This window comes from Geodermatophilus sp. CPCC 205761 (assembly GCF_051383655.1).
Lineage (GTDB): Bacteria > Actinomycetota > Actinomycetes > Mycobacteriales > Geodermatophilaceae > Geodermatophilus.
In genome coordinates this window covers 118,325-143,306 of the sequence record NZ_JALPKQ010000005.1, presented here as the reverse complement: position 1 = coordinate 143,306, position 24,982 = coordinate 118,325, and the positions used below count along the sequence as shown (strand labels likewise).

Sequence of the window (24,982 nt, the reverse complement as noted above, 5' to 3'; positions counted from 1 at the left end):
CGCCGGGTCGTCGCGTGTTCCGCGCACGAAGCCCATGATCAACGCGGGAGGGATCAACGCGGGAGGGATGCGGGAGTCCGGCGGGCGCGCGGCCGGGGGTCACCGTTCGATCAGGGTCTACCCGGAGGGGTCTAACCGGTCCCGGAACGTCACAGGTGAGGTCGATACTGGCCCGGTGAGCGACCCGGCCCTGCACTTCCTCGGCCACTCGACGGTGCGCATCGAGCTGGCCGGGCACGTCGTGCTGACCGATCCCCTCCTCACCCCCCGCGTCGGGCCGCTGCGCCGGGTGGTCCCCCCGCCCGCACCCGAGACGCACGCCGGCGTCGACCTCGTGCTGATCAGTCACCTGCACGGCGACCACCTGCACCTGCCGTCCCTGCAGCTGCTCGGGCCCGACGTGCGGGTCGTCGTCCCGCGCGGCGCCGGTGAGTGGCTGCGCTCCCGTGGCTTCCGGCACGTCGTCGAGGTCATGCCGGGCGAGGGCTTCCCGCACGGCTCGCTGCACGTCACCGCCGTCCCCGCCGACCACACCGGCCACCGGTGGGGTCCGCGGCTCACGCACGGGCCGGACACGCAGGCGATCGGCTACCTGGTCGAGGGCTCCGGGCGGACGGTGTACGTCAGCGGCGACACCGACCTGTTCGACGAGATGCACCTGCTCGGCACCCGGGGTGTCGACGTCGCCCTGCTGCCGGTGTGGGGATGGGGCCCCTCGCTCGGCCCGGGTCACCTCGACCCGGAGGGCGCGGCCGAGGCGGTCGAGCGGCTGCGCCCGCGGATCGCCGTCCCGGTGCACTGGGGCACCCTCGCGGTGCGCGGGAGCACCCTGCTGCCGGGGCTCGGCGCGAAGATGCGCCGCCTCCTCGTCGAGCCGCCCCGTGCCTTCGCGGCCGCGGTCGCCGCGCGCGGGCTGGACACCCTCGTCGCGATCACCGAGCCCGGGCGGCCGGTGGTCGTGCCCAGCCCGACGGGAACGGCATGAGCTCCGGCGCGCTGGCGGCGTGGACTGACGGCTCCGCGATCGGGTACCCGGTCGTGTTCGGGGGCGTGCTGCTGGGCTCGATCGTGCCGGTGGTCCCGACGGGGGCGGTGGTGGGCGCCGGCGCGGCGTTCGCCATGACCGCCTCCGGGCTCAACCTGCCGCTCGTGTTGGTGGTGGCCACGCTGGCCGCCTGGTCCGGGGACGTCGTCACCTTCGCGATCTGCCGGTTCGGCGGCCCGTCGGCGGTGCGCTGGGTGGCCCGCGGGCAGCACGCCGAGCGGATCGACGAGGTCCGCGAGCAGTTCCGCCGGCACGGGTGGCAGATCGTCGTCGTCGGCCGGCTGCTGCCCGCGGGCCGGATCCCGGTGCTGCTCGCGGCCGGCGCCCTGGCCTACCCGTGGCGGCGGCTGCTGCCCGCCTCGCTGCTGGCCGCGTTCCTGTGGGCGGTGGCGTACTCGCTGCTCGGCGTGGTCAGCGGCGGGATCTTCGACTCCCCGCTCACCGCCGTCCTGCTCGCCACCGTGCTCGTGCTCGTCGTCGGCGCGGTGCTCAACGTGGTGAGCGCGCACCGCAAGCGCGTGCCGGCGGCCGAGGAGCCGGCCGAGCCGGACCCCTCCCCCTGCGGACCGGCATGAGCGGGGGAACCCCCTCCGGCCGGGTCCTCCAACGCGGCCGGGCACCGGCCCGCGTGCTGCTCACCTGGGCCGCCACCACCGCGGCGCTCGCCGCACTCGACTCCTGGCTCGCCGACTTCACCATGGACTCCTGGTGGCAGCCGCCGGTCATCGCGCTGCTGCTCGGGCTGCTGACCGCGGTGGTGTGGCCCCTGGTCATGCGGGTCGCCCTGCCGCTGGCCTTCTTCACCCTCGGCCTGGGCAGCTTCCTGCTGCTGGGCGCGGCGGTGCTGGGGCTGTCCTTCCTGGTCCCCGGGGTGGTCATCGAGAACCTGTCCACCGCGGTCACCGTCGGCGTCGGGATGGCCGCCGTCTCCGGCGTGGTCAGCAGCGTGCTGGCCATCGACGAGGACGAGCTGTTCTTCCGCCGCGCCCGCCGCCGGGCCCGGACCACGGCGGACGCCGTGCCGCGACCACCCGGCGTCCTGTTCCTGCAGATCGACGCGCTGTCCTTCGACATCGCCCGCCGCGCCGTCCGCGACGGCTCGATGCCGAACCTGGCCGCCTGGCTGCGCGCCGGCACCCACACGCTGACCTCCTGGCACACCGACTGGAGCTCGCAGACCGGCGCGGCGGTGTGCGGCATCCTGCACGGCTCCAACTGGGACATCCCCGGTTTCCGCTGGTACGACAAGGAGCGGGACCGGATCGTCCGCGTCTCCTCCCCCCACGACGCCTCCGCGCTCGAGCGCGCGCACTCCGACGGCCGGGGGCTGCTCTCCGGCGGCGGCGCCAGCCGCGGCAACCTGTTCACCGGCGACGCCGCGCACGTCAGCCTCACGATGAGCTCGCTGGCGCACGTCGTCCCCGCGTCCAGCCGGCGCACCCGCCAGGCCCGCGACCGCGTCGGCTCGGGGTACTACGCCTACTTCGCCAACCCGGTGAACGCGTTGCGCACCATCGCCGTCTCGGCCGTCGACATCCACCGCGAGCTGGTCGCGGCGGCGCGGGAGCGCCGCGACGACGTCCGGCCCCGGGTGTCGCGCGGCGGGATCTACCCGCTCGCCCGCCCGGGGACGACGGTCATCGCCCGGGACGTCGTCGTCTTCGCGCTGCTCGAGGACATGATGGCCGGCCGGCCGGTCGCGTACGCGGACTTCCTCGGCTACGACGAGGCCGCCCACCATGCCGGGCTGGAGCGGGCCGACAGCCTGGCGGTGCTGCGCAGCATCGACCAGCAGATCGGCCGGCTGCACCGGGCGTCCCAGCTGGCCCCCCGGGAGTACCACCTGGTGTGTCTGTCCGACCACGGGCAGACCCAGGGCGAGGCCTTCGTGCTCCGGTTCGGGGAGTCGGTCGAGGAGCTGGTCGGCCGGCTCTGCGGCGCGGAGCGGGAGCTGCCCGAGCGGCACCTGACCGGCCCGCGGGACAGCCGCCGTCTCACCGAGGGCTGGCAGGTGGGGGCGGCGCTGGCCGAGAGCGGCGGGCCGATCGCCCGCCGGCTGCGGGAACGGGTGGAGCGCGCCGAGGAGGTGCCGCACCACCACGAGCTCGGGACGGAGCGCGAGGGCCGCGCGCCGCGGGTGGCTCCGGGCGTCGTGGTGACCGTCTCCGGCCACACCGCGACGGTGTCCTTCGCCGACATCCCGGGCCGCGTGTCGCTGGAGGAGATCGAGCGGCACTGGCCCCGCCTGCTGCCCGGCCTGGTCGACCACGACGGCGTCGGATTCCTGCTGGTGCACTCGGAGGAGTTCGGGCCGGTGGTCCTCGGCCGCGACGGGGTGCACCGGCTGGCGTCGGGGGCGGTGCTCGGCGAGGACCCGCTCGCGCCCTACGGCCCGCACGCGGCACGGCTGGTCGCCCGGGCCTCGGCGTTCCCCAACTGCGCCGACGTGGTGATCAACAGCCGCTACGACCCCGACACCGACGAGGCCTCCGCCTTCGAGCCGCACGTCGGCTCACACGGGGGCCTGGGCGGACCGCAGCAGCACGGCTTCCTCGTGCACCCGCGGTCCTTCCGGCCGCCGGGGGAGATCGTCGGCGCCGAGCAGCTGCACCGGGTGTTCCGCGGGTGGCTGACCGACCTCGGCCACCCCGAGCCGACCGGGGACGGCGCGGCCGTCGGCCCGCTCAGCGCGACCGCACTCCGGGGTGCCGGTGTGGGGGTGTGACCCGGCGCGGCACAGTGGGTGACGAACGCATGAACTCCGTCGAGGCGCGTGGCGACGCCCCGGCCCGGTCCCGGAAGGTGGGGCGATGAGACCCGACGCGCGCGCCTGGTTCGAGCAGCGCACGACCTCGGCGCCCTCGCTGGCCGGGATCGACCTCGCCGCGCTGCTGCGCGCCAAGCGGCGGGGCGGGCACCGGGTCAGCGTCGTCCTGCCGGCGCGGGACGAGGAGCGCACCGTCGGCGAGCTGGTCGCCGTCCTCCGCGAGCGCTGGGTGCGGCGGGTGCCGCTGGTCGACGAGCTGCTCGTCGTCGACTCGGACTCCACCGACGCGACGGCGCGAGTGGCGCGGGCCGCCGGGGCCGACGTCGTCTCCGCGGCCGACGTCCTGCCCGGCCACGGCAGCCGCCCCGGCAAGGGCGAGGCGCTGTGGAAGTCGCTGGCCGCGACCACCGGCGACCTCGTCGTCTTCCTGGACGCCGACCTCCTCGGCGACGTGACGCACTACGTTCCCGGCCTGCTCGGCCCGCTGCTCACCGAACCGCAGGTCGACTACGTGAAGGGCTGCTACACCCGCCCCCTGCAGGTGGACGGCGCGACCGTGTCCGCCGGTGGCGGCCGGGTCACCGAGCTCACCGCCCGCCCCCTGCTCAACGCGCTGTGGCCCGAGCTGGCCGGGTTCGTGCAGCCCCTCGGCGGGGAGTACGCCGGCCGGCGGTCGGTGCTCGAGAGGGTGCCGTTCGTCTCCGGGTACGGCGTCGAGGTGGGTCTCCTGGTCGACCTGCTGGAGCTGGTCGGCCTGGGCGCGCTGGCGCAGGTGGACCTGGGCGTGCGGCGGCACACGTCGCAGGGCCAGGAGGCGCTCGGGCGGATGGCCGGCCAGGTCGTCTCGACGGTGCTGGCGCGGGCCGGGCGGGGCCGGACGGCGTCGCAGCGCTCGGAGGCCGGCGGGCTGCTCACCCAGTTCCGCCACGACGGGCTGGGCTTCGTGCCGCACAGCACCCCGGTCGCCGTCGACGAGCGTCCGCCGATGATCACCGTCCCGGAGTACCGCGCCCTCCTCGACGTCGTCGGCTGAGCTGTCCACTGCCTCGACCGTCGCGCGTGCGCCGCGGTCCGGGACTGCGGAGGACGCGCGACGGACGACGGATGACCGCGTAGACCAGGGCGAACGACAGCGCCACCAGCACCACCTGCGCGAGCGCGAGCGCACCGGCGTAGCGGGTGGGCACGTCGGTGAAACCGACGTCGAGCACGAGGGCGACCGCCAGCTGGACCGAGCTCTGCAGACCCAGGACCAGGGCGCCGCCTCCGAACAGCGCGGCCGCCAGACCGCCGCTGCGTTCGGTCGCCGACTCGATCCGGGCCTGCAGCGCTCCCAGGTTGCGCCGGACCTGCTCCTCGAGGGCGTCGAGGCTGCGCAACCGCGGGTCGCGCGCGAACGTGACGCGGACGGACTCCAGCAGCGACCCGATCCGGGCGTCGAGCACGTAGTCGTCGGTGGTGGCTCCGACCAGGTGCTCCCAGTTGTCGATCTGGGCCCTCGTCACGTGCTGTCGCTCGACCAGGCTGATCTGGGACGCCCGCCGGACACAGGACAGCGCCGCGCGTCGGAGCGTCACGAACTCGATCAGCTGGGTCCGGTCGGCGTCGAACACGTCGAGGTCGGCGTGGTGCGGGCAGTGCTCCCTGATGACCACGGCGCGGTTCTCGTCGAAGTACCACCCGACGTCGACCCTGTCGTCCTCCACGTCCCGCGGGAGCACCGCCACGCCGTGGGTCAGCGGCGGCAGCGCCTCGTGCGCCAACCGGTCGGCCCGCCGCCCCCAGTCGACGACGTCCTCCCCGGCGGCACGGGGCAGCAACAGCTGGATCTCACTGCCGAACGTCACCGGGAAGGGGTGTTCCAGCACCTCTCTCTGCTGCATCTCCAAGAACGCGGACGCGCCGGTCACGGTCTCGTGCGCCGCCGCACGCAGTTCGTCCGGCGTGCAACGCCGTCGGCGCCGCCCGAATGCGTTCATCAATTGCAGGAACAGGTAGTTCAGCGCCCCTCGGCCCCATCCGTGGGCGATCTCCTGATCACCGAGGTACCAGCGCAGATCGGCGTCGGGCTGCCACATCGCGCGTTCGATGGCGAGGACCGTGGGGAGCTCGGCCCCGGGGTGACCGTCGCAGGTGATCTCGTCGAAGCGGACGGACGGTCGCAGGACGATGAGGCCCGACATGTGGACGAGCAGGTGGTAGCGCAGCGGCATCGCGACCGTCACCGCCCGGCCCGCCACCTCGATCGTCCCCTCGACGCGGGCCGGGCCGTCCCACACGGCTCGCGCGACCTGTCGCCGACGCAGCGTCGACAACTCGTAGAATCCATGGGCGCTCATGTCGAGAGCCCTCCAGTGCAATCTGGAGGACGTGGCCCGACGCAACAGTTCGTGTGGGCCATGACAAGCATGGACCCCTGTGTGATAGGCGCGGAAATATGACAGACAGCCATTCTCGACAACCCCCGCGCCGGTGATCACATTCGCGATCGTATGTCACGACGAAGCGCAGACCGTGGCATCTGTGGTGGAACAGGCGCTCGTGGCGGCCGGTGCGGGAGACGTCGTCGTGGTCATCGACAGTGCGTCGACGGACGGCACCGCCGAGGTGGCCCGGGATGCGGGCGCCGCGGTGATCCCGGCCCCCCTCGGCAAGGGTGCGGCCATGGGCGTGGCGTGCGAGCGACTGGCGACGGAGTGGATCTGCTTCCTCGACGGGGACCTCACCGACTCGGAACACAACATCCCGGCGCTCCTGGCGAGAGAGGTCCGCAGCGGTGGTGGCTCGCCGCACGTCGTGGGTGACTTCGACGACGGGCTGGACGCGGTCCTGACCAACACCGACGGCTTCTACCGGCCTCTGGTGAGAGCCCTGTTCCCGGAGGTCAGCGAGGTCATGGGCAGCAAGCCGCTGACCGGCTTCCGGGCGCTGCGGGCCGACTCGATCTCCCTGCCGCTCCCACCGCACTTCGGGGTCGAGGCGCACCTCAACATCACGACGACCCTGCTCCACGGCGCCCCGGCGGTGGTGCCACTGGGTCGCTTCACCGGCAGGCTCAAGGCCAACCGCACGCGGACGACGGAGATCACCGGAGCGGTCCTCGACCTGGCCGAGCGGTTCGGCCGGCTGCACCCCCGGCAGCGGCCCGCGTGGCAGGCCTGGGTCGACGACGTCCTGCGCGTCGCCCTCGGCTGGCACGCCGACGACGACCAGGGCACCTACCGCGCGGCACTCATGGGCGCGGCGAGCCGCCCTCTCCCGTCCGCCACCGCCTGACCGGGGCCGAGCCCCCCCGTCGTCCCGCACGTCCGACCGGGCTGCGGCACGATCGGCGGGTGCCCCTCCCCCGAACCCCCGGCAGCCCGCGACCCGAGACGGCGGCGGGGGTGCCCACCGTCCGCTGCCCGGGCTGCGGATCGGTGCTCGCCCCGGCGCCGGGCGACGACCCGACGCCGTCCGGGGTCCCGGCCGCCTGCACCCGGCTGTTCGAGGAGACGGTCCGCGGCGTGCGCGAGGACGCGGCTGCCGACCCGCAGGCCGCCGCCGTGTTCGCGCTCGCCGACGCCGCCTACGCCGCCCAGCACGCCCGTACCGATCCCGAGCAGGTGCGGCGCACCGTCGAGACGCTCGCCGCCCGGCTCGGCGAGCCCGCCGCGCCGGCCGCCGGCCGGGTGACGTCGCCCACGGTCTGGCGGACGACGATCGCCGACGTGGCAGCGGATCTCGACGTCATCGACCTGTCCGTGCTGGTCGAGACGTGGGCCCGGGCCGTGCTCGCGGACTGGTCGCTGTCGGTCGCCGACGTGTGAGCCGCGACGTCGAGCGCTGCCTACGCTTCGGAGTTACTCTTTAACGGTGAGTGACTTGACCGACCGTCGGGCACGGAAGAAGGCGCAGACCCGAGCGCTGATCCGCCGGACCGCGCAGGAGCTCTTCGCCGCGCGCGGCTTCGAGTCGGTCACCATCGCCGACATCGCCGGTGCCGCGGACGTGGCCGTGCAGACCGTCTTCAACCACTTCTCGACGAAGGAAGACCTGTTCTTCGACGGCCGCACGCCGTGGGTGGAGGGCGCCGCCGAGGCGGTGCGCTCGCGGCCGCGGTCGGTGCCGCCGCTGGCCGCGCTGCGCGAGTACCTCGTCGGGGTGCTGGGCGGTCTGGCGGGCCAGCACGAGTGCGGCGAGCGGCGTCGCTACATCGCGACGATCGAGCCCTCCCCGGCGCTGCGCCTGCGCGAGCTCGAGCTGGTCCACGAGGCGGAGCGGCGCACCGCCCAGGCCCTGGTCGAGGCATGGGCGGACGGCGACACCTCCGGCGCCCGGGTGCCGGAGGACCCGGCCACCGCCGCGGCGCTGACCGCGGCCACCTGGGTCGCCGTCTCGCGCGTCCTGCTCGTCGGCCAGCGCCCGGTCCTCGGCGACCGCGCCGACGCCGCCCGGTCCGCGGCGACGATCGTGTCCCTGGCCGAGCAGGTGCTGGGCGACCTCGAGCTCGGCTTCGGCGCGCTGCCGGCCGCACCCCCCGCGCACTCGGTCACCGGCTGGCCGGAGCAGGCCCGCCAGGCCGGCTGACCGCGCCGGTCAGACGCTGGCGCCCTCGCGCACCGGCTGGAGGATCGGCAGCAGCACCTCGTCGACGACGCGTCGCACCTGGTCGCCGGTCATCACGCCGGTGGCCGAGGTGAACCGCTGCCACCAGAAGGCCTCGAGCACCGAGCCGAGCAGGGCCAGCCGCGGCTCGGGCAGCTCCTGACCGCGGTCGGCCGCACGCGAGCCGATCACGGTCACGGCCTCGGCCAGCGGGCGGACCAGCGCGTCGTCCAGCCCGGCGCGCAGGTCCTCGTCGTGGCGCGCGGCGCCGACGAGGCTCGCGGTGGCGCGCTCCTCGCGGTCCAGCGGCCGCCGCCAGCGGTCGACGAGGGCACGGAGGTCGTCCCGCAGTGAGCCGGTGTCGGGTGGCACCCGCACGAGCGAGAACCGGCCGACGGCCTGGCGGGCCATGGCCGCCATCGTCGGCCAGCGGCGGTAGATCCCCGCCTTGCCCGCGCGGGCTCGGGCGGCGACCCGGTCGCTGTTGAGCTTCCCCCAGCCCTCCTCGGCCAGGATGTCGACGGCGACGGAGAGCAGCTGGTCGGAGAGCTCGGCGCTCAACGGGCGGCCCGGGGTACCCGTCACGCCGTCGCCCGGTCAGAGGTGGACGTCACCGCGACATCGTGGACTCCGGTTGCAATGTCCACAATGACCCCGACCGGAACTCACAGCCTTTTTCTTGACACCCTCAACCTCCCGCGACGGGCGGCGACAAGACGTGTGCGGGATCAGGCCCCGGCCGCGCTCTCCACGTGGACCTGCAGACTCGCGCCGTCGTCGACCAGCCAGCCCTTGCTCCCGGCGTACTCGAGCATCCCGTCCCACTGCTGCGCCCAGTCCCCGGCGCCGGCCTGCGGTTCGGCCGCCGCCCGGAGCGCCTCGACGTCCAGGAAGCCGGTCTCGGCGTCCTGCAGGCGGCCCAGACCGGCGTCCCGCAGCACCTGGTCGGCCTCCTCGTCGGTCACCGCACCCAGCGCCAGGTGCAGCCTCTTCAGGTCGTCGACGTCGACGACCCGCACCTCGGGCAGCTCGTCGGCGCCACCCACCACCTCGACGATCACGCGGACCTCCTCACCTCGGGGCACTCATGGCCATCTCTGCCCTCAGACATGCCAGGGGAAGCGCCCGAAGTCGGGATCCCGCTTCTCCAGGAAGGCGTCCCGGCCCTCGACGGCCTCCTCGGCCATGTAGGCCAGCCGGGTCGTCTCCCCCGCGAAGAGCTGCTGGCCGACCAGCCCGTCGTCGATGAGGTTGAACGAGTACTTGAGCATCCGCTGGGCGGTCGGGCTCTTGGCCACGATCCGACGGCCCCAGTCCAGCGCGGTGGACTCGAGCTCGGCGTGCGGGACGACCCTGTTCACCATGCCCATGCGGTGGGCGTCGTCGGCGGTGTACTCGTCGCCGAGGAAGAAGATCTCCCGGGCGAGCTTCTGGCCGACCTGGCGGGCGAGGTATGCCGAGCCGAAGCCGCCGTCGAAGCTGCCGACGTCGGCGTCGGTCTGCTTGAAGCGGGCGTGCTCGGCGCTGGCCAGGGTGAGGTCGGAGACGACGTGCAGGCTGTGCCCGCCGCCGGCGGCCCACCCGGGGACGACGCAGATGACGACCTTGGGCATGAACCGGATCAGCCGCTGCGCCTCCAGCACGTGCAGCCGGCCGCTGCTGCGGCCCTTGTCGTGCTCGTAGCCGTACTTCCCGCGCACCCGCTGGTCGCCGCCGGAGCAGAACGCCCAGCCGCCGTCCCTGGGGCTCGGGCCGTTGCCGGTGAGGAGCACGCAGCCGACGTCGGTGGACAGCCGCGCGTGCTCCAGCGCGGTGATCAGCTCGTCGACGGTCTGCGGGCGGAACGCGTTGCGCACCTCGGGCCGGTCGAACGCGATGCGGACGACGCCGGCGTCCACGGCGCGGTGGTAGGTGAGGTCGGCGAAGTCGAAGCCCTCGACCGGCTGCCACGCCGCGCTGTCGAAGATCTCGGAGACGTCGTCGCGGGCGGTCATGGTCCCGAACCTAGTGCGCGCCGCGCGGGCGACCCTCACGGGACGAGCCCGCCTCCCGGACCCGCGACACCCTCGGCGACCCCGTCGACGACGCCGCCCAGCCCGCCGGTGACCTCCTCGATGAGGCCGCACAGGCAGTCGTCCCCGCCCGAGTCGTCCGGGGCCGGCGCGGGGGCCGGGGTGGGCGTGGGGGTCGGGGTGGGCGTAGGGGTCGGGGTCGGTGGAGGGGCAGGCGCGGGTGCCGGAGTCGGGCGGGGCGCGGGGGCGGGCGGCGACGCGGGGCGGGGCGCGGGGGTGGAGTCGTGGGCCGGGCCGGGGACCGGGTGCGGGGTCGCCGGAGACGGCGTCCACGCCGCCGGATCCGGCTTGGGCGCCGGCCCGGCGGCGGGGGCGCCGACCGGAGGGCTGCCGGCCAGGCCGCCCCCGGACGGGGCACCGGCCGACGGGCTGACCGCCGGGCCACCGGGGGCGGCCGCGCCCGGTGCCGACCCGGCCCCGGGTGCGCCCGCCGCCGAGCCGGGCGGGAGTGCGCCCGTGGCGGAGCCGGGCGCGGGTGCGCCCGCAGGGGAGCCGCCCGGAACGGACCCGTCCGCCGGCGGCCCTGCACCCGGTGCAGCCGGGGGCGACGCCCCTGCCTCGGCACCGCGGTCAGCGGTACCCGGCACCGGAACGCCCACCGGCCCCTCAGCCCGAGGCGGAGGGGCCGGCGACCACCGGACCGCGCCGCCGATGCCCCCGGCGTCCTCCCCGGACCGCGCCGACCCGCCGATGCCGGTGGCGTCCCGCTGGGCGACCGGGCCGGGAGGTCCCGCCCCGCGCACCGCGAGGACGACGACAGCGGCGCCGGCACCGAGCAGGACGGCGAGGAGCAGCAGCGCGAGCGGCCACCGTCGGCGGGCTGCCGACGGCAGGCGACGGGGGCAGACCGAGCCGGGCCGGGCCGGGCCGGCGGCGAGATGGCGAGCTCGGGGCGACAGGGCCGGACCTCCGACGAAGCGACGCGGTGTGCTCACCGTAGGTGCTCGGATACGCACGGGCACGTCGAGGCGGAGGCGCAGCCGCCGGTAGCGTCCGCGGCGTGGCCGAGCCGCGCGCCGTGCGGATCGGCACCCTCAACATCGCCTCGGGCCGCAGCCCGGCCGGTCGCGTCCTGGCGCCGGCCGAGCTCGCCGCGGCGGTCGCGGGCCTCGACGTCGACGTGCTCGCCGTCCAGGAGGTCGACGCCGGGCAACCGCGTTCGCGGGGCGCCGACCAGGCCGCCGTCCTCGCCGCGGGGCTCGCCGCCGGCGACTGGCGCGGCGCGGCCACCGTCGCCGGCACCCCCGACCCCTTCCGCAGCTGGACGCCGGCCGCACCGGCGCTGCGGGGGCCGGGCGAGGCGCCGGGCGGACCGCTCTACGGCATCGCGCTGATCAGCCGGCTGCCCGTGCTCGAGTGGTCGGTGCTGGGGCTGGGTGCCGGGCGGGCGCGGTTGCCGGTGAAGGGTCCCGACCCGCGCACCGGCGGGCTGCGGTGGTGGTGGGTGCCCGACGAGCCGCGGATCGCCGTCGCCGCGCGGCTGGCCCACGTGACCGTCGTCGGCACGCACCTGTCCTTCGCGCCGCACACCTCGGTGGGCCAGCTGCGGCGGCTGCGCCGGTGGCTGGCCGGGATGGAGGGGCCGGTCGTCGTCGCCGGCGACCTCAACCTGCCCGGCCGACTGCCGGCCCGGCTGCTGGGCGCCACCCCGCTGGTGCGGGAGCGCAGCTTCCCCGCTCCCGAGCCGAGGGTGCAGCTGGACCACGTGCTCGCCGTCGGCGGCGGCCTGCGCGCGAGCGACCCCGCGGCGACGGTGCTGCCCGTCGGCGACCACCGGGCGCTCGCTGTCACGGTCGTCCCCGGCTGAGGTGCCCGTCGATCTCCGCGGGAACCGACGGAGGGGTCAGGTGAGCAGGGGGTGCAGGCGGTCCAGGGAGGCCGCGAAGCCGGGGTGCAGCGGCACCGAGGCCAGGTCTGCCAGCGGGATCCAGGCCACGCCCTCGCTCTCACCGTCCAGCCGCAGGTCACCCGGCTCGATGCCGCGGATCGGCCGGGCCAGCACGGTCGTGTACGACCAGCCGCCGTGGTCGTCGACCGAGCGGGGACCGAGGACGACGGCGTCCGGCAGCAGCCCCAGCTCCTCCCGCACCTCCCGCAGCGCACCGTGCTCCGGGGACTCCCCCGCGTGCAGCGCACCGCCCGGCGTGCCCCAGGTGCCGCCGTGGTGGGACCACGTCGCCCGGTGCTGGAGCAGCAGCTCGACGCCGTCGGCCCCGTCGCGGTGCACGAGCAGCCCGGCCGCACCGAGCAGTCCCCAGTGCCGGTGGCCGAACGAGCACGTCACCCAGCCGTCGGTGGAGGAGAACACACCCCCAGTCAACCCCGTGCCGGCGCGATCCCGCCGCGTGCCAGGCTCGGGGGCGTGCGCGTCGCCGTCTTCACCGGGTCCCAGAGCGGGCCGCCGTCCCACCAGGAGGCCGCCGCCGGCCTCGCCGCCGACCTGGCCCGGGCCGGGGTGGGCATCGTCTACGGCGGCGGGCACGTCGGGCTGATGGGGATCGTGGCCGACGCCGCGCTGGCCGCCGGCGGCGAGGTGGTCGGCGTCATCCCCCAGCACCTGGTGGACGACGAGCTGGCCCACCCCCGGCTGCCGCAGCTGGAGGTGGTCGGCTCGATGCACGAGCGCAAGGCGCGGATGGCCGAGCTCGCCGACGCCTTCGTGGCCCTCCCCGGCGCGGCGGGGACCCTGGAGGAGCTGTTCGAGGCGTGGACGTGGGGGATGCTCGGCCTGCACGCCAAGCCCACGGTGCTGGTCGACGTCGACGGTTTCTGGCAGCCGCTGCTCGCCCAGCTGCGCCGCATGGTGGACGACGGGTACCTCGACGCCCGCCGGTTCGACGCGCTGGGCGTGGTCACCGGCGCCGCCGACCTGCTGGCGTTCGTCGACCGGTACGAGCACCCCGAGCGGAAGTGGACGCCGACGCCACCGTGACACCCGCGCCGTAACCCGGAGGCAACGGCGCGGTGCTGCACTGGGGCGATGGCCTGCACGCCCGTCCACCAGTCCCGCGTCGTCCACGGCTACCTGCGGGCCTTCCTGCGGGCGGGGTCGGGGCCGCCGCTGCTGCTCGTGCACGGCATCGGCAACAGCTCGCAGACGTGGGCCGGCGTCCTGCAGCGGCTGGCGCGGCAGCACACGGTCATCGCCCCCGACCTGCTCGGTCACGGCGACTCGGACAAGCCGCGGGGCGACTACTCGATCGCCGCCTACGCCAACGGCATGCGCGACCTGCTCAGCGTGCTCGACGTGGAGCGGGTCACCGTGGTCGGCCACTCCCTCGGCGGCGGCATCGCGCTGCAGTTCGCCTACCAGTTCCCCGAGCGCTGCGAGCGGCTGGTGCTGGTGGGCAGCGGCGGGCTGGGGCCGGAGCTGTCCGCGGGGCTGCGCCTGGCCACGCTGCCCGGCGCCGAGGTGGCCCTCACCGCGCTGACCGGGGCGTCCCCACCACTGCGGATCGGGTTGTGGGGGCTCGGGCTCGCCGGCCGGATCGCCGGCTGGCAGCGGGTGCGCGACCTCGCCGAGGCCGGCGACGCGCTGCTCGCGCTCAGGGACGTCGAGGCGCGCCGGGCCTTCCTGCGCACGCTGCGCGGCGTCGTCGACACCCGCGGCCAGGCGGTGACCGCCGTCGACCGCCTGTACCTGGCCAACGCCATCCCGATGCTCGTCGTCTGGGGCAGCCGCGACCCGATCGTGCCGGCCGCGCACGCCGAGACGGTGCGCCGTCTGGTGCCGACCGCGCGCGTCGAGGTCTTCCCGGGTGCGGGGCACTGGCCGCACCTGGACGAGCCCGAGCGCTTCTGTGCCGTCCTCGGCGACTTCCTCGACACCACCGAGCCCGCCGTCCACGACCGGGACGGCTGGCGGGCGCTGCTCGCGCAGGGCCGCGACGGCGTCCCGGCACCCCGCGCGCTGCGGCCCCCGGACCGGCCTGCCGACCCGACGGCGACCGCCTAGCGTCGGCACGGTGGAGCGCTGGGACGTCGTCGTCGTCGGAGGCGGCCCGGCCGGGTCGGCCGCGGCGCTGGCCGCCCTGCGCACCGGCGCCACCGTGCTGGTCGTCGACCGTGCGGAGTTCCCCCGCGACAAGGTCTGCGGCGACGGCGTCGCCCCCGAGGCGCTCGACGTGCTCGCCGCCCTCGCCGTCGACCCCGCGGAGCTCACGGCGGGATACCCGGCCGTGCCCCGGCTCTCGCTGCGCTCACCCGGGGGCGCCACCGTGCAGCGGGCGACCGCCCGGCCCTCCCACGTCGTCCCGCGCGAGGTCCTCGACGGCCGGCTGCTGGCCGCGGCGCTGGCCCGCGGGGCCCGGTTCCGCCGGCACGCCGTCCGCGAGCTGCGCCCGGACGCCGACGGCGTGACCGTCGACGGCGCGCTGCGGGCGGGCGTCGTGGTGGGCGCGGACGGCGCCGAGTCCGTCGTCCGCCGGGCGCTGGGGCTGCCCACCAACCGGACCGACCGGCTGGCCGTGGCGATCCGCGGCTACGCCCCCGAGCTGCCCGGGCAGGCCGGCACGCAGGTGCTGGTCACCACCGAGCAGCGCTGGCCGGCCTACGCCTGGTCGTTCCCGCTGGGCGACGGCCGGGCCAACGTCGGCTACGGCGAGCTGGTGTCGGGCGGGGCGACCCGCGCCGCCCTGGTCGAGGGGCTGCACCGGCTGCTGCCCGGCGTCGCACCGGGCCGGCTGCGCGCCCACCGGCTGCCGCTGTCCACCGGCCGGCCGCGGCAGCCCGACGGCCGGGTGCTGCTGGCGGGGGACGCCGCGTCGCTGGTCAACCCGCTGACCGGCGAGGGCATCTTCTACGCGGTGGTCTCCGGTGCGCTGGCCGGTGCGGCCGCGGCGGCGGGTCCCGACGCCGGGGTCCGCTACCGGGCGGCGCTGCACCGGCGGCTGGACGCGCACCTGCGCTCGTCGTCGGCCGCCGCCCGGCTGAGCCGCTGGCCCGCGCTCATGGACGCCACCTTCCGCGCCGCCGCGGCCGACCAGCGGGTGTTCGACGACGTGGTCGCGCTGGGGCTGGCCGACGGCCGGCTGACCCCGCGCGCCCTGACCGGCGCGGTCCGCGAGCTGGCCGTCGGGCGGGCCTGACCGCTCAGGACGGCGGGGCGGGCGCCGCCGTCGGTGCCGGCGTCAGGAGCACCGTGTAGTCCTCGGCCGACAGCGGCTCCGCGGTCAGCTCGCCGGAGGGCAGCGGCGCGTCGATCCGCTGGCCGTCGAGGGTCAGGACGACGGCCGCCACGCCCGGCACGCTGGTCGCCGAGAGCACCAGCTGGGCCGCCGCGCGCCGGCTGGCCTGGCCGGTCGGGACCTCGGCCGGGCCGCTCAGGTCCACCGTCACCGTCCCGTCGGAGACGTCGGCGACCGCGAGCTCGACGTCCGGCGGCAGCGCGGTGGACAGCTGCTCGTCGCGCTCGGCCGCGGTCGGCCCGGCCGCGAGCTCGTCGAGCAGCGCGCCGACCCGGTCGGCCAGCGACGCCCCGGTCACCTCGCGCGGCCGCGGGACCAGCCGGTCGTCCTGCGCCACCAGGTAGACCTGCCCCGAGGCCGCCGACGGCTCCGGCGTCGGCGGAGCGGTGGGCTGCGGGCTGGGCGAGGTCAGGCCGAACGGCACCTCGGACGGCGGGATCTCCTCCGCCGGGCCGCCCGTGGGCACCGCGCAGCCGGCCAGCAGGCAGCAGAGGACGACGGTCAGCAGGCGGCGGCTCACGAGCCGGCCCCCGGCACCGAGAGGACGAACCGGGCCCCGCCGCCGGGCGCCGCGGAACACCACGCCGCCCCGCCGTGCCGGGCGGCGGTCTCCGCCACGATCGCCAGCCCCAGGCCGGCCCCGGGCAGCGAGCGCCGGGCCGCGCGCGGGCCGCGGGCGAACCGCTCGAAGACCCGCTCGCGGTCCTGCACCGGGACCCCCGGGCCCTCGTCGTCCACGCACACCAGGACGGCGCCGTCCCGCCGCCGCACGTGCACCGCGCACGGTCCGCCGGCGTGCCGGTCGGCGTTGTCGAGGAGGTTGCGCACCGCCCGCTCCAGCCCGGTCTTGTCGCCGGTCACCACCGTCTCCTCGTCCGGGTCGCCGTGCAGCAGCGCGGGGTCCTTCCCGCCGGCGGCGAGCACCTCGCGGGCGAGGGCGGTCATCGACACCGGAGCGGCGCGGTCCGACGGCGGGGCGCCGTCCAGGCGGGCCAGCTCGAGCAGGTCGTCGAGCATCCGGCGGAACCGGTCGAGCTCCCGCTCGACCAGCGCGAGGGCCTGGTCGGCCCGGGGGGAGAGCTCCGACCGGCGCGCGGCCAGCACCTCCACGCTGGTGACCACGCCGGTCAGCGGGCTGCGCAGCTCGTGGCTGACGTCGCCGACGAAGCGGGCGTCGCGGTCGATGCGGGCGGCCAGGGCGTCGACCATGCTGTTGAAGCCGGCGACGATGGCCAGCAGGTCGGGGTCGTCGGTGGGGGGCAGCCGGGTGGTCAGCTCGCCGCCGGCGATCCGGGTGGCCGCCGCAGCCACCTGCTCCAGCGGCTGGACGGCGCGCCGGCTGGCCCACGCACCGAAAGCCGCGCCCGCCGCGGTCGCGGCCAGCGCGCCCGCCCCGAGGACCACGGCCAGCGTGCGCAGCACGATCTGCAGCTCGGTCAGCGGCGACAGCTCGTAGAACTCGATCCCCGCGGCCGCCACCGGCACCCCGACCAGCAGCGCGGGACCGCCGGAGGTGTCGACCCGCACGCTGCCGGCCGAGCCGCCGGCGACCAGCTGCCGCAGGTCGCCGGGGACGTCGCGGGCGTCGACGTCCAGGCTGGAGGAGAACCAGGAGTCCCCGCTGCGGACGACGACGTCGGCGCCGCCCGAGGGCACCAGCTCCCCCACGACGTCGCCCACCTCGGTGCCCGCGGTCGCCAGCCGGCTGCTCAGCACGTTGGCGTCGGCGAAGGCCTGCCGGGTCAGCGACCGCTCCCGCTGGTCGAGCAGGTAGTTGCTGGCCAGCAGCCAGGTGGTGCCGACCAGCACGGCCGAGACGAGGAGCGCCCCGACGGCGAAGCCCAGCACGATCCGCGCCCGGAGCCCCCGCGACGCGAGGGCCCACCTCACCGTGCCCTCTGGTTCGCTCCGCGGGGCGCACCGCTCCTCGCTCGCCGGCGCTCGCTGCGATGCTTCCGCCCCTGTCCGCTCACTGCGGATCCAGCCGGTAGCCCAGCCCCCGGACGGTGACCACGATCCGCGGCGCTCCCGGGTCCAGCTCGACCTTGGTCCGCAGCCGCCGGATGTGGACGTCGACGATCCGCTCGTCGCCGAAGAAGCCGTGCTCCCAGACCCGCTCCAGCAGGGCCTGCCGGCTGAAGACCCGGCCGGGCGCCGAGGCCAGCTCGCACAGCAGCCGGAACTCGGTCAGCGTGAGCGGCAGCTGCTGCTCGCCGCGGTGGACCGTGCCGCGCATCTCCCGCAGCACCAGCGGCGCGGCCGGGTGCCGGTCGAGGACCACCTCGGCCGGGGCGCCGGCGTCCGCCGTCCCCGTCGCGCCGGCTCCGGCTCCGGCGCCGGCCCGGCGGCGCAGCGCGCGCAGCCGTGCGGTGATCTCCTTCACCTGGAACGGCTTGGTCACGTAGTCGTCGGCGCCGGCCTCCAGCGCGGCGACGATGTCGTGGGTGTCGGCGCGGGCGCTCACCACGATGATCGGCAGGTCGTGCTCCCGGCGGACCTCCCGGATCACGGCGAACCCGTCCATCGACCCGAGCATCAGGTCGACGACCATGAGGTCCGGCGTCGCCGTCGCGACCAGCGCGACCGCCTCCTCGCCGCTCGCCGCCTCGGCGACGTCGTAGCCCTCGTCCTCCAGCGCCCACCGCAGGGCGGTGCGGATCGGGTCGTCGTCCTCGACGACCAGCAGACGCGGAGCCACTCCCGCCATGCTGCCATCGGCCACCGGGCGTTCGGCCGGTCGTCACAGGATCGCAAAGCAACTCCCGGCCGGTTCTCAATCTCCTCGCGGGAGCCTGTCAGTGGCCGCCTGCAGAGTGGCGGCCATGCGACGGTCCCGAGGAGGACACCGATGACGTTGGCTCCCGCACGGCCCCGGTTCGACACTCCGACCCGGGTCGACGTGGTGACCATCCACCTCGACGACGACCTGCTCGCCGGCGGCCTGGCGGACGTGCGCTGGCTGCTGCACGACGCGCTGCTGGCCGGCGCCCGCCGGCTGGTGGTCGACATCTCCGGCGTGCAGCACCTGTCCAGCTCCGCCGTCGCGAGCTTCCTGTCGGCGCACCGCACCTGCCGGGCGCGGGGCGGGGCGGTGGTGCTGCGCGGGGCGAACCGGCGGACCGAGGACCTGCTGCACCGGACCGGTCTGTGGCGCGTGATCGAAGTCGAGCCGCCGACCGGGGCGGCGGCGTGACCGCCGACCTCACCGAGGTGGTCGACCGGCGTGCAGGGCTGATCCGGGCCAGCGGCCGCCTGACCTCGCTCGGGGCCGACCTGCTGCGCGGCACCGCCGACGGGCTGCGCGGCAGCGGGCACGCCCGCGTGGTGCTGGACCTGCGCGGGGTCAGGGCCGCCGACGCCGCGGGGCTCGACATCCTCCGCGAGCTGCGCCGGGAGTTCGCCGCCGACGGCGGGGAGCTGCTGATCCGCGCCTGAGACCGGCCGGCCGTCGACGGTGCTGCTGCCTGCGGCCGGCCTGCTCTTCCTGGCACTGTGCGGCAACGCCGGCCAACCTCGGGGGCCGACCCTGTCGAGTGTTGCCTATTGACTTTCGATAGATAGAAACTGACGCTCGATGCATGCACACGGTGCGTCGGGCAGTGGGCCCCCTCAGGATCCTGCTCGTGGTGGTGTTCGCGGCCCTGGTGGCTGCGCAGATCTGGGCGCTGCCCGCGCTGGTGCCGGACCTGGCCGAGCCCTCGCTGGAGCAGTCGTTCATGACGTGGACGATGCTCACGGTCCTCGTGCTGGGGCTGCTGTGCGTCCAGGTCGTGATCGTGTGCACCTGGAAGCTGCTGACCCTGGTCACCCACGACCGCATCTTCAGCGCGGGTGCCCTGCCCTGGGTGAACGCGATCGTGTGGGCGATCGCCGTCGGCTGGGGGATGTTGCTGGGCGCCTTCGTCTGCGCCTACTACTTCATCGTCGACGAGGTCAGCGACGACCCGGTGCTGCCCGCGCTGCTGCTGGTCCTGCTGCTCGTCGGCGCCGTGGTGGGGCTGCTCATGGTGGTCATGCGCGCGTTGCTGCGGCAGGCGACGACGCTGCGGACGGACATGGAAGCGGTCATCTGATGCCCATCGTCGTGCGCATCGACGTCGAGCTGGCCAAGCGCAAGATGAGCGTGGGCGAGTTCGCCGAGCGGGTCGGTCTCACGCCGGCGAACGTCGCCGTGCTGAAGAACGGCCGCGCCAAGGCGGTCCGCTTCAGCACCCTGGAAGCCATGTGCCGGGTCCTCGAGTGCCAGCCCGGCGACCTGCTCGAGTGGGTCCCGGAGGACCACCACGCCCCGCACGAGGCCCACCGGTGATCGAGGTCCGCGGCCTGACCAAGCGGTACGGCGACGTCCTGGCCGTCGACGACCTGAGCTTCGACGTCGAGCCGGGCAGGGTCACCGCGTTCCTCGGCCCGAACGGGGCGGGGAAGTCCACGACGATGCGGATGGTCCTCGGTCCGGACCGGCCCACCTCGGGAGAGGCGCTCGTGAGCGGACGGCCGTCGCGACGCTCGCCGAGCCGCTGCGCGAGGTCGGTGCGCTGCTCGACCCGGGCTCGGTCCACCCCGGCCGCAGCCACCTCCGTGGCTGTCGGCCATCGCCGAGGTCCTGCCGGGATCCGGAGCGGGGTTCCTGCTGCTCGGGGAGGTGCCGGGGATGACGCGGGCGTCGTCGGTGGCGGCGCTGCTGGGCTGGGCCGGCGGCGCGCTCCTGCTCGGGTGGCTGCGACTCGCCCGGGACGACGCGAACCGGTGACCACGGGCCGTCCGCGGCCGCGGGCTCACCGGGCCGTGAGCACCGCGTCCGTCGCCCGGCGGATCACGTCGTAGCAGCCGCACGCGTGCGCCTGCAGGCGCGGCCGGTCGGTGATGGTGATGGCGCCGCGGGTGTAGGTGATGCAGCCGTCCTCGGCGAGTGACTGGGCGACCTCGCTGACCGAGGTGCGTCGCACGGCGAGCATCTGCGCGAGGAAGTGCTGGGTGAGCTCGAAGCTGGGGCTGTCCATGCGGTCGGCGGTCATGAGCAGCCACCGGGAGGCTCGCTGGCGCACCGTGTGGACCCGGTTGCAGGCGGCGTTGCGCGACACCTGCGTGAACAGCGCCTGGGCGGAGCGGCGGAGCATGTCGGTCAGCGGACCGTCGACCTCGGTGATGTGCTCGCGCAGGTCCTCGGCGGCCAGCGTCAGCGCGTGGCCGGGGACCTGCACCAGCGAGCGCTCGGTCGGGGTTCCCGCGCCGAGGAACAGCGCCATCCCGACCATGCCCTCCCTCCCGACGGTGGCGGTCTCCACCACCTGGTCGACACCGAGGTCGACGACGACGGAGACCACGCCGACGAGCGGGAAGTGCACCGCCTGGATCGGCTGCCCGGGCTCGTGCAGGACCTGCCCCAAGGGCAGCGGCATCGGCTGCAGATCGGGGAGCAGCGCGGCCAGGGCGTCCTCGCCCAGGCCGGCGAGGACGGTGTTGCGCCGTGCTGTGCGCGGGTCGACCGCCACGATGGACTCCTCCGGTGCCGGGCTGCCGGCGTACCGCGACGCTCTCGGCGGGATCGTGATCCCTCGTCCGCGGTCGGTGTGGTCGGGCGGAGGCTGCCCTTGGTGACAGGGCACACCCATCCTGCCGGACGACGTCAAGCGAGCGGTCCCACGCCCGCCTCCGGCGGCTCAATGTCGGGTAGCGTGCACAGCACGTCGTTCCTCGGCAGAGCGGAGGGCCGGGCGGAGCGAGCCGGTCCGCCTGATCGCCCTCCCGCGGACTCCCGGGCGGCGTGCGATCGAGAGGACCACCTGCGATGACCGGTCCTGCGGACAACGAGAACCCGGCGCACGCACCGGCGGCCTACGACGGACTCAGCCACCTGCTGCTGGCGGAGGAGGACCCCCAGTCGGTGCTCCAGCGGGTGGTCGACCAGGTCAAGCGGGCGATGCCGGACGGCGCCGAGGCGTCGATCACGGTGCTGCGCGACGACCGGCCCACGACGGCGGCCTTCACCGGGGACCTGGCCCTGGACCTCGACGAGACGCAGTACGGGCGTGGCCACGGCCCGTGCCTGGACGCCGCCTTCGGGAGCCACGTCGTCGAGATCGTCGACGGGCACGCCGAGAGCCGGTGGCCGGACTACATCCCGACCTTCCTCGAGCGGGGCGCGGTGAGCTCGATCGCCGTCCCGGTCCCTGCGGCCGGCCTGGTCGCGGGGTTGAACGTCTACGCGCCCTCCGCGCAGACCTTCAGCGAACAGGACCGGCAGACCGTCGTGGAGCTCGCCAGCTACGCCGCGGTCGTGCTGACCAACATGGACACCCTGCAGGACGCGCGCGAGCTGGCCGAGAACCTGCAGAAGGCGCTGGAGTTCCGTTCGGTCATCGAGCAGGCCAAGGGCATCCTGATCGAGCGGTTCAAGCTGACGCCCGACGAGGCGTTCCGGCTGCTGGCCGAGGCCTCCATGCACAACAACCGGAAGGTGCGCGACATCGCCGAGACCCTCGTGCTCACCGGCAGTCTGGAGGTCCGGTTCCCGCTTCCCGACGGTGCGACGAGCACCACTCCCCACGACTCGCAGGAGGGAGGACGCCGATGAGCGACCCCACCCGTCCCGTCGACGACCTGCCGCCGGACGAGCCGGGTCTCGCGGCGCCGGACGCCCTGGCATCGGCGCTGACCCAGATGGCCGGGCTGGTGCTGTCCCGGGAGAGCGTCGACACCGCACTGGAGCTGGTCACCACGCTGGCCGTCACCGTGACCTCCGGCACGCTCGGCGCCGCCGTGACCGTCGTCGACGAGCGCGGCAAGCGTTCCCGAGCGGCCTCCGGCCAGGCGGTCGAGCAGGCCGACGCCCTGCAGTACGAGCTCGACGAGGGGCCGTGCCTGACCGCCTGGCGCACCCAGCAGGTCGTGCGCATCGACGACACGACCACCGACGGGCGCTGGCCGCGGTGGAACGAGGCGGCCGGCCGGCTGGGCGTGCGCTCGGTGCTCAGCGCGCCCCTGCTCGCGGCAGGCGAGTCGATCGGCGCGATGAAGGTCTACGGCACCCGCCCCCTGGCCTACGGTCCGCACGACGAGCAGGTCATGCGTCTGTTCGCCGCCCAGGCGGCGATCCTGCTGGCCAACGCCCAGAGCCTGGGAGAGGCCCGCCGGCTGAGCCGGCAACTGGCCGAGGCGCTCATCAGCCGGGACGCCATCGCCCAGGCCACCGGCGTGCTGCTGGCACGGGGGGCCGCCACCCAGCAGGACGCCTTCGCGTCGCTCGCCGCAGCCGCTCGGCACAGCCACGGCCGGGTCGAGGACGTGGCACGGAGCCTCGTGTCCTCCGTGATCGCGGACAACGCCCGCCCCGGCGCCCCCTGATCCGCCCTCGACCATGACCAACGAGGAGCGCCACCGTCGCATGGACGCCGCCCGCGTCCGCGCCGAGCTGACGGTGCAGGACCTGTGGCTGCAGTACGTGGCGCTCGGCGGCAGCAGTGACGCCTTCGACCTCGACGCCTACCTGCAGGGCCTGGCGCCACTGGAGGCCTTCCAGCAGGACATCCTGGCCCAGGCCCTCAACGAGCGTCTCGAGGACCTGTACCAGGCCGCCCGCATCCCGCTGTCGGACCCGATGCCGGGGACGGGGGACGCGATCCCGCTCCAGGACGCCGTGGACCACCTCCTCCGCAGGCAGCCGCCGGCGGCCGAGGCCCCCGAGGCCTCCGGCGGCGAGCCCGCCTGAGCGCGTCTCCGGTGCTGCCCGGGCCTCAGGTGGACCCGGAGGCCACCGTCCAGCGCGCGACCGCTGACAGGGATCTGCCGTTCGCGCGCGCTCCTCGCAGCGACGTCTCATCGGTCAGCTGACAGCCCCGAGGGCAGTCGAACTCGACGGGGATCCCGTTGAGCCATCCGACGGCCGCGGAGTGCCCGCAGCCGGGACAGGTCTCCCAGGTGACTCGCTCGCTCGCGCTCATGCGCCTGTCCCCCAGGTCGCCGACGTCTTCCCGGCGACCGGTGACGAGGAGGGGTGGGCCCACTCTATGAGCCCGCCCACTCCGTGGATTGCGTTTCTCGTACCCCTGCCGCACGCCGGGCAACCACACGGCAGTCGTCGGAGCCGTCACCGTCGGACAGCGGAGGGGCAGGTCGACACCACGCCGCGGCTGCCTCGTGGTCAACGCCGGATGGCAGCCAGCGCCCCCGGCCGTCCCATGAGGCCCAGAGATCCCCGTGAGGGCCAGGGCCTCCCCCTAGACCCGCCGATCCGGGGGCACCCACACGCCACGCTCCACCATCAGCTGGATCTGCTTCTCGATCACCTGCTCGCGGAACTCCGCGTGGGTGAACGGCGCCCGGTCGGCGTAGAGGTTCGGCGGATAGACCGAGTCGCGGTAGACCAGCTGGTAGAGCTCGGTGCGGAGGTCCTTGGCCCAGTTGTCCCACTGCGCGTGGGTGCGGAAGTGCCGGAGAGCGTCGATGTCGATGGTCCCGGCGACATAGGAGGACCCGGCCCCGTACAGGTGCTGACCGACGACCCGGCCCTTGTAGTCGATCACCATCGACCGCCCGCCGAAGGTGTCGATCGGGTCCTGCGCCTCGGGATACAGGTAGTAGGTGGCCAGGTTGGGGGCCACGACGTAGAAGTTGTTGTCCAGGGCGCGCGCCCGGCTCTGGATCTCGAAGAACTCGTTGCCCGTGTGCGGGTGGGGGTAGGACGCCCGGTAGACGACCTCGGCACCGTTCATCGCCAGCCCGCGTGCGTTCTCGGGGTAGGAGCCCTCGTTCGCCATGAGGACGCCGAGCCGGCCGATCTCGGTGTCGGCCACCGGGAAGAAGGCATCGAGGGTCAGTCCGTGGAGCTCCACCCAGCGGTCCCACACGTCGTGCGGGGTCATCGAGTGCTCGACCGGGTACAGCGTGGTCAGCTTGTAGTGCTTGAGGACGAGTTCGCCCCGCCGGTCGAGGGCGAACCCGACGTTGAAGAACCGGTCGGGGAAGGCCTCGTGGCGCGCTTTGGCCTGTGCGATCACGAAGGTGTCGTAGGTGCGCGCCAGCTCGCCGAGGACATCGGTCTCCGGACCCGGGATGTCGATGGCGCAGTCCCGGGCGAAGGTCGCGTGGTCGAGGTCGAGCACCTCGTCGTTGAACGCTTGCAGACCGCCCTCGGGGATCGCGACGAGCCGCACCGGCAGGTCGAGGCTGGACAGCCAGGACGCGGCCTTGAACAGCTGCGCGATGTGCTCGAGGTTGCGGCCGATGTCGGCGCGGGTGCGGATGCCGCGCACCGCAGGGACGAGGCCCACGGCGGTGTAGGGCTCGGGCATGCGGGGAGTGTTCCACCGAATCGCCGCCGCGGAAC

28 protein-coding genes and 1 pseudogene are annotated in these 24,982 nt (G+C 75.0%); 19 read left to right on the top strand and 10 right to left on the bottom strand.

From position 1 onward, the window contains the following. The first annotated feature begins 175 nt into the window (after positions 1 to 175). From MY526_RS04775 to MY526_RS04760, 4 genes are all read left to right on the top strand, one after another. A complete protein-coding gene (locus MY526_RS04775) occupies positions 176 to 985 on the top strand; it encodes an MBL fold metallo-hydrolase (protein ID WP_436703356.1) in 810 nt (269 codons plus the stop codon). Next, the gene (locus MY526_RS04770) at positions 982 to 1,620 is read left to right on the top strand and encodes a DedA family protein (RefSeq protein WP_436703355.1); all 639 of its coding nucleotides are present in this window, start codon (positions 982 to 984) and stop codon (positions 1,618 to 1,620) included. The genes MY526_RS04775 and MY526_RS04770 overlap by 4 nt, the downstream gene beginning before the upstream one ends. Beyond that, entirely contained in the window at positions 1,617 to 3,770 is a 2,154-nt protein-coding gene (locus MY526_RS04765) for a phage holin family protein (RefSeq protein ID WP_436703354.1), read from the top strand. The genes MY526_RS04770 and MY526_RS04765 overlap by 4 nt, the downstream gene beginning before the upstream one ends. A gap of 85 nt (positions 3,771 to 3,855) precedes the next feature. Then, positions 3,856 to 4,845, top strand: a complete 990-nt coding sequence (locus MY526_RS04760; RefSeq protein WP_436688812.1) for a glucosyl-3-phosphoglycerate synthase — start codon at positions 3,856 to 3,858, stop codon at positions 4,843 to 4,845. On the opposite strand, the gene MY526_RS04755 is transcribed toward MY526_RS04760, so the two are convergent. Further along, positions 4,802 to 6,151, bottom strand: a complete 1,350-nt coding sequence (locus tag MY526_RS04755) for a phage holin family protein (protein ID WP_436703353.1) — start codon at positions 6,149 to 6,151, stop codon at positions 4,802 to 4,804. The genes MY526_RS04760 and MY526_RS04755 overlap by 44 nt on opposite strands. 133 nt (positions 6,152 to 6,284) lie before the next feature. On the opposite strand from MY526_RS04755, the gene MY526_RS04750 reads away from it, so the two are divergent. Genes MY526_RS04750 through MY526_RS04740 form a run of 3 tightly spaced genes read left to right on the top strand, consistent with a single transcriptional unit; the run spans position 6,285 to position 8,381 of the window. Then, positions 6,285 to 7,088, top strand: coding sequence for a glycosyltransferase (locus MY526_RS04750; RefSeq protein WP_436703352.1), 804 nt, complete (start codon positions 6,285 to 6,287; stop codon positions 7,086 to 7,088). 59 nt (positions 7,089 to 7,147) lie between these two features. Then, the gene (locus MY526_RS04745) at positions 7,148 to 7,621 is read left to right on the top strand and encodes a DUF5946 family protein (RefSeq protein WP_436703351.1); all 474 of its coding nucleotides are present in this window, start codon (positions 7,148 to 7,150) and stop codon (positions 7,619 to 7,621) included. A 46-nt stretch (positions 7,622 to 7,667) separates the two neighbouring features. Continuing rightward, positions 7,668 to 8,381, top strand: a complete 714-nt coding sequence (locus MY526_RS04740; RefSeq protein WP_436703350.1) for a TetR/AcrR family transcriptional regulator — start codon at positions 7,668 to 7,670, stop codon at positions 8,379 to 8,381. 9 nt (positions 8,382 to 8,390) lie between these two features. Here MY526_RS04740 and MY526_RS04735 read toward each other — a convergent pair whose 3' ends face one another. The 3 genes from MY526_RS04735 to MY526_RS04725 all read right to left on the bottom strand — a co-directional run bounded on the left by MY526_RS04735 (position 8,391) and on the right by MY526_RS04725 (position 10,393). Continuing rightward, positions 8,391 to 8,960, bottom strand: coding sequence for a TetR-like C-terminal domain-containing protein (locus tag MY526_RS04735; RefSeq protein WP_436688806.1), 570 nt, complete (start codon positions 8,958 to 8,960; stop codon positions 8,391 to 8,393). A gap of 167 nt (positions 8,961 to 9,127) precedes the next feature. Further along, the gene (locus MY526_RS04730; RefSeq protein WP_436688804.1) at positions 9,128 to 9,460 is read right to left on the bottom strand and encodes a hypothetical protein; all 333 of its coding nucleotides are present in this window, start codon (positions 9,458 to 9,460) and stop codon (positions 9,128 to 9,130) included. A gap of 42 nt (positions 9,461 to 9,502) precedes the next feature. Continuing rightward, positions 9,503 to 10,393, bottom strand: coding sequence for a 1,4-dihydroxy-2-naphthoyl-CoA synthase (locus MY526_RS04725; protein ID WP_436688802.1), 891 nt, complete (start codon positions 10,391 to 10,393; stop codon positions 9,503 to 9,505). A gap of 1,078 nt (positions 10,394 to 11,471) precedes the next feature. Here MY526_RS04725 and MY526_RS04720 point away from each other — a divergent pair. Beyond that, positions 11,472 to 12,278: an endonuclease/exonuclease/phosphatase family protein gene (locus MY526_RS04720; protein ID WP_436690912.1), complete on the top strand. Its 807-nt coding sequence runs from the start codon at positions 11,472 to 11,474 to the stop codon at positions 12,276 to 12,278. Between the two features lie 36 nt (positions 12,279 to 12,314). Here the strand turns inward: MY526_RS04720 and MY526_RS04715 are convergent, their stop codons facing one another. Beyond that, on the bottom strand, positions 12,315 to 12,779 hold the full coding sequence (locus MY526_RS04715) for an NUDIX domain-containing protein (RefSeq protein ID WP_436690914.1): 465 nt from the start codon (positions 12,777 to 12,779) through the stop codon (positions 12,315 to 12,317). Between the two features lie 54 nt (positions 12,780 to 12,833). Here MY526_RS04715 and MY526_RS04710 point away from each other — a divergent pair, with 54 nt between their 5' ends. Genes MY526_RS04710 through MY526_RS04700 form a run of 3 tightly spaced genes read left to right on the top strand, consistent with a single transcriptional unit; the run spans position 12,834 to position 15,558 of the window. Next, positions 12,834 to 13,403, top strand: coding sequence for a TIGR00730 family Rossman fold protein (locus MY526_RS04710; protein ID WP_436690916.1), 570 nt, complete (start codon positions 12,834 to 12,836; stop codon positions 13,401 to 13,403). Between the two features lie 48 nt (positions 13,404 to 13,451). Further along, positions 13,452 to 14,426, top strand: a complete 975-nt coding sequence (locus MY526_RS04705; protein WP_436703349.1) for an alpha/beta fold hydrolase — start codon at positions 13,452 to 13,454, stop codon at positions 14,424 to 14,426. Positions 14,427 to 14,436: 10 nt separating this feature from the next. Then, on the top strand, positions 14,437 to 15,558 hold the full coding sequence (locus MY526_RS04700) for an NAD(P)/FAD-dependent oxidoreductase (protein ID WP_436703348.1): 1,122 nt from the start codon (positions 14,437 to 14,439) through the stop codon (positions 15,556 to 15,558). 4 nt (positions 15,559 to 15,562) lie between these two features. On the opposite strand, the gene MY526_RS04695 is transcribed toward MY526_RS04700, so the two are convergent. From MY526_RS04695 to MY526_RS04685, 3 genes are all read right to left on the bottom strand, one after another. After that, positions 15,563 to 16,177, bottom strand: coding sequence for a GerMN domain-containing protein (locus MY526_RS04695; protein WP_436703347.1), 615 nt, complete (start codon positions 16,175 to 16,177; stop codon positions 15,563 to 15,565). Beyond that, a complete protein-coding gene (locus tag MY526_RS04690; protein ID WP_436690924.1) occupies positions 16,174 to 17,547 on the bottom strand; it encodes a sensor histidine kinase in 1,374 nt (457 codons plus the stop codon). Before MY526_RS04690 ends, MY526_RS04695 begins: the two co-directional genes overlap by 4 nt. 79 nt (positions 17,548 to 17,626) lie before the next feature. Beyond that, positions 17,627 to 18,364: a response regulator gene (locus MY526_RS04685; RefSeq protein WP_436703346.1), complete on the bottom strand. Its 738-nt coding sequence runs from the start codon at positions 18,362 to 18,364 to the stop codon at positions 17,627 to 17,629. A gap of 141 nt (positions 18,365 to 18,505) precedes the next feature. Here MY526_RS04685 and MY526_RS04680 point away from each other — a divergent pair, with 141 nt between their 5' ends. From MY526_RS04680 to MY526_RS04660, 5 genes and pseudogenes are all read left to right on the top strand, one after another. Continuing rightward, positions 18,506 to 18,850 (top strand): STAS domain-containing protein, encoded by a 345-nt coding sequence (locus MY526_RS04680; protein ID WP_436690928.1) that lies wholly within the window; start codon positions 18,506 to 18,508, stop codon positions 18,848 to 18,850. Further along, positions 18,847 to 19,092 carry an STAS domain-containing protein gene (locus MY526_RS04675; protein WP_436690930.1) on the top strand — a complete coding sequence of 82 codons (246 nt, stop codon included), beginning with the start codon at positions 18,847 to 18,849 and terminating at the stop codon, positions 19,090 to 19,092. The genes MY526_RS04680 and MY526_RS04675 overlap by 4 nt, the downstream gene beginning before the upstream one ends. A 143-nt stretch (positions 19,093 to 19,235) precedes the next feature. Then, complete coding sequence (locus tag MY526_RS04670; RefSeq protein WP_436690932.1) at positions 19,236 to 19,730, top strand: DUF2975 domain-containing protein; 495 nt, start codon at positions 19,236 to 19,238, stop codon at positions 19,728 to 19,730. After that, complete coding sequence (locus tag MY526_RS04665) at positions 19,730 to 19,966, top strand: helix-turn-helix domain-containing protein (RefSeq protein WP_436690934.1); 237 nt, start codon at positions 19,730 to 19,732, stop codon at positions 19,964 to 19,966. The genes MY526_RS04670 and MY526_RS04665 overlap by 1 nt, the downstream gene beginning before the upstream one ends. Next, positions 19,882 to 20,115 (top strand): annotated as a pseudogene (locus tag MY526_RS04660) (ATP-binding cassette domain-containing protein); the annotation flags it as partial. The gene MY526_RS04665 and the pseudogene MY526_RS04660, both read left to right, overlap by 85 nt. Positions 20,116 to 20,432: 317 nt before the next feature. Here MY526_RS04660 and MY526_RS04655 read toward each other — a convergent pair. Next, entirely contained in the window at positions 20,433 to 21,149 is a 717-nt protein-coding gene (locus MY526_RS04655; RefSeq protein ID WP_436690936.1) for a Crp/Fnr family transcriptional regulator, read from the bottom strand. Between the two features lie 296 nt (positions 21,150 to 21,445). Between MY526_RS04655 and MY526_RS04650 the strand changes: the two genes are divergently transcribed. The 3 genes from MY526_RS04650 to MY526_RS04640 are packed head-to-tail and all read left to right on the top strand — an operon-like array spanning position 21,446 to position 23,365. Further along, the gene (locus MY526_RS04650; protein ID WP_436703345.1) at positions 21,446 to 22,231 is read left to right on the top strand and encodes an ANTAR domain-containing protein; all 786 of its coding nucleotides are present in this window, start codon (positions 21,446 to 21,448) and stop codon (positions 22,229 to 22,231) included. Continuing rightward, the gene (locus tag MY526_RS04645) at positions 22,228 to 23,001 is read left to right on the top strand and encodes a GAF domain-containing protein (protein WP_436703344.1); all 774 of its coding nucleotides are present in this window, start codon (positions 22,228 to 22,230) and stop codon (positions 22,999 to 23,001) included. The genes MY526_RS04650 and MY526_RS04645 overlap by 4 nt, the downstream gene beginning before the upstream one ends. A gap of 40 nt (positions 23,002 to 23,041) precedes the next feature. Next, a complete protein-coding gene (locus tag MY526_RS04640; RefSeq protein ID WP_436703343.1) occupies positions 23,042 to 23,365 on the top strand; it encodes a hypothetical protein in 324 nt (107 codons plus the stop codon). Between the two features lie 508 nt (positions 23,366 to 23,873). Here MY526_RS04640 and MY526_RS04635 read toward each other — a convergent pair. Next, positions 23,874 to 24,947 (bottom strand): nitrilase-related carbon-nitrogen hydrolase, encoded by a 1,074-nt coding sequence (locus MY526_RS04635; protein ID WP_436703342.1) that lies wholly within the window; start codon positions 24,945 to 24,947, stop codon positions 23,874 to 23,876. Positions 24,948 to 24,982: the final 35 nt, after the last annotated feature.